Origin of the sequence: Actinocorallia sp. API 0066 (assembly GCF_020991275.1) — a bacterium.
In the GTDB taxonomy this organism is placed as follows: domain Bacteria; phylum Actinomycetota; class Actinomycetes; order Streptosporangiales; family Streptosporangiaceae; genus Actinocorallia.
The window spans coordinates 1-3071 of sequence record NZ_JAJLQY010000028.1 but is presented as its reverse complement, the minus strand read 5'-3'; the positions used below and the strand labels follow the sequence as shown (position 1 = coordinate 3071).

General features: G+C 56.9%; 1 rRNA gene. It reads left to right on the top strand.

Annotated features, from left to right (window positions below):
- Window positions 1–44: 44 nt before the first annotated feature.
- Window positions 45–3071: ribosomal RNA gene (locus tag LO762_RS32170) — 23S ribosomal RNA — on the top strand; the annotation flags it as partial.

Sequence of the window (3071 nt, the reverse complement as noted above, 5' to 3'; positions counted from 1 at the left end):
TTTTCAGTTCACATTTATGTCTTGGTTTTGGGCCATTGTGTGTGGTTCAAGTTTTTAAGGGCATACGGTGGATGTCTTGGCATCAGGAGCCGATGAAGGACGTGGGAGCCTGCGATATGCCTCGGGGAGTCGGCAACCAGACTTTGATCCGGGGATTTCCGAATGGGGAAACCTGGCACCCGTGATGGGGTGTCGCCGCCTGCTGAATGTATAGGCAGGTTGGTGGGAACGCGGGGAAGTGAAACATCTCAGTACCCGCAGGAAGAGAAAACAAGAGTGATTCCGTGAGTAGTGGTGAGCGAAAGCGGAAGAGCCTAAACCGATCGTGTGTGATAGCCGGCGGGCGTTGCACGGTCGGGGTTGTGGGACCACCCTGCTAGCTCCGCTGGGGTAGCGAAGAGTTACAAAATCGCGTGGTAGTCGAATGGCATGGGAAGGCCGACCGTAGACGGTGAGAGTCCGGTAGACGAAACTGCGCGATCTCTTGGGTGTGTTCCCGAGTAGCACGGAGCCCGTGAAATTCCGTGTGAATCTGCCACGACCACGTGGTAAGGCTGAATACTCCCTGGTGACCGATAGCGGACAAGTACCGTGAGGGAAAGATGAAAAGTGCCCCGGTGAGGGGTCGTGAAATAGTACCTGAAACCGTGTGCCTACAAGCCGTCAGAGCGTCCCTCAGACTCTTCGGGGTCTGATTCGTGATGGCGTGCCTTTTGAAGAATGAGCCTGCGAGTTATGGTGTGTGGCGAGGTTAACCCGTGTGGGGGAGCCGTAGCGAAAGCGAGTCTGAAGAGGGCGTCAGTGTTTACTTCGGTAATCTCTTTAGTCGCATGCTGTAGACCCGAAGCGGAGTGATCTAGCCATGGGCAGGTTGAAGCGCCGGTAAGACGGTGTGGAGGACCGAACCCACCAGGGTTGAAAACCTGGGGGATGACCTGTGGTTAGGGGTGAAAGGCCAATCAAACTCCGTGATAGCTGGTTCTCCCCGAAATGCATTTAGGTGCAGCGTCACATGTTTCTCGCCGGAGGTAGAGCTACTGGATGGCCGATGGGCCCGACAAGGTTACTGACGTCAGCCAAACTCCGAATGCCGGTGAGTGAGAGTGTGGCAGTGAGACTGCGGGCGATAAGGTTCGTGGTCGAGAGGGAAACAGCCCAGATCATCGACTAAGGCCCCTAAGCGTGTGCTAAGTGGGAAAGGATGTGGAGTTGCGATGACAACCAGGAGGTTGGCTTAGAAGCAGCCATCCTTGAAAGAGTGCGTAATAGCTCACTGGTCAAGTGATTCCGCGCCGACAATGTAGCGGGGCTCAAGCACACCGCCGAAGTCATGGCAATCACACTTAGGTGTGGTTGGGTAGGGGAGCGTCGTGCAAGCCGGTGAAGCCGCGGCGTGAGCTGTGGTGGAGGTTGCACGAGTGAGAATGCAGGCATGAGTAGCGAATGAGCAGTGAGAAACTGCTCCGCCGGATGACCAAGGGTTCCTGGGGCAGGCTAATCCGCCCAGGGTAAGTCGGGACCTAAGGTGAGGCCGACAGGCGTAATCGATGGACAACGGGTTGATATTCCCGTACCCGCCGGTACGCGCCAACGCTGAACCAGACGATGCTAACCACGCGAGCTGCCCAGTTGATCCTTCGGGTGATGCTGGTGTCTGTGAGCCTGGGATCCGGATCTGTAGTAGGTGAGCGATGGGGTGACGCAGGAGGGTAGCTCAGCCCGGGCGATGGTTGTCCCGGGGTAAGCCTGTAGGGCGAAGCATAGGCAAATCCGTGCTTCACACAAGCCTGAGAGGTGATGCCGAGCCGTTTTAGGTGAAGTGAGTGATCCCATGCTGCCGAGAAAAGCCTCTAGCGAGTGTACTGGCGGCCCGTACCCTAAACCGACTCAGGTGGTCAGGTAGAGAATACCAAGGCGTTCGGGTGAACTGTGGTTAAGGAACTCGGCAAATTGCCCCCGTAACTTTGGGAGAAGGGGGGCCTCGTATGGTGATGGGACTTGCTCCTTGAGCTGTGTGGGGTCGCAGATACCAGGGGGAAGCGACTGTTTACTAAAAACACAGGTCCGTGCTAAGTCGTAAGACGCTGTATACGGACTGACGCCTGCCCGGTGCCGGAACGTTAAGAGGACCGGTTAGATGACTTTCGGGTTGTCGAAGCTGAGAATCTAAGCGCCGGTAAACGGCGGTGGTAACTATAACCATCCTAAGGTAGCGAAATTCCTTGTCGGGTAAGTTCCGACCTGCACGAATGGCGTAACGACTTCCCCGCTGTCTCAACCACAGGCCCGGCGAAATTGCACTACGAGTAAAGATGCTCGTTACGCGCAGCAGGACGGAAAGACCCCGGGACCTTCACTATAGCTTGGCATTGGTGTTTGGAATGGCTTGTGTAGGATAGGTGGGAGACGGTGAAGCTTGGACGCTAGTTCGGGTGGAGTCACTGGTGAAATACCACTCTGGTTGTTTCGAATGTCTAACCCGCGCCCCTGATCGGGGTGGGGGACAGTGCCTGGTGGGTAGTTTAACTGGGGCGGTTGCCTCCCAAAATGTAACGGAGGCGCCCAAAGGTTCCCTCAGCCTGGTTGGTAACCAGGTGGCGAGTGCAAGGGCACAAGGGAGCTTGACTGTGAGACCGACGGGTCGAGCAGGAGCGAAAGCTGGGCCTAGTGATCCGGCACCTACGTGTGGAAGTGGTGTCGCTCAACGGCTAAAAGGTACCCCGGGGATAACAGGCTGATCTTCCCCAAGAGTCCATATCGACGGGATGGTTTGGCACCTCGATGTCGGCTCGTCGCATCCTGGGGCTGGAGTAGGTCCCAAGGGTTGGGCTGTTCGCCCATTAAAGCGGCACGCGAGCTGGGTTTAGAACGTCGCGAGACAGTTCGGTCCCTATCCGCTGCGCGCGTAGGAGTCTTGCGAGGATCTGTCCCTAGTACGAGAGGACCGGGACGGACGAACCTCTGGTGTGCCAGTTGTCCTGCCAAGGGCACGGCTGGTTGGCTACGTTCGGAAGGGATAACCGCTGAAAGCATCTAAGCGGGAAACCCGCCTCCAGATGAGGACTCCCTCC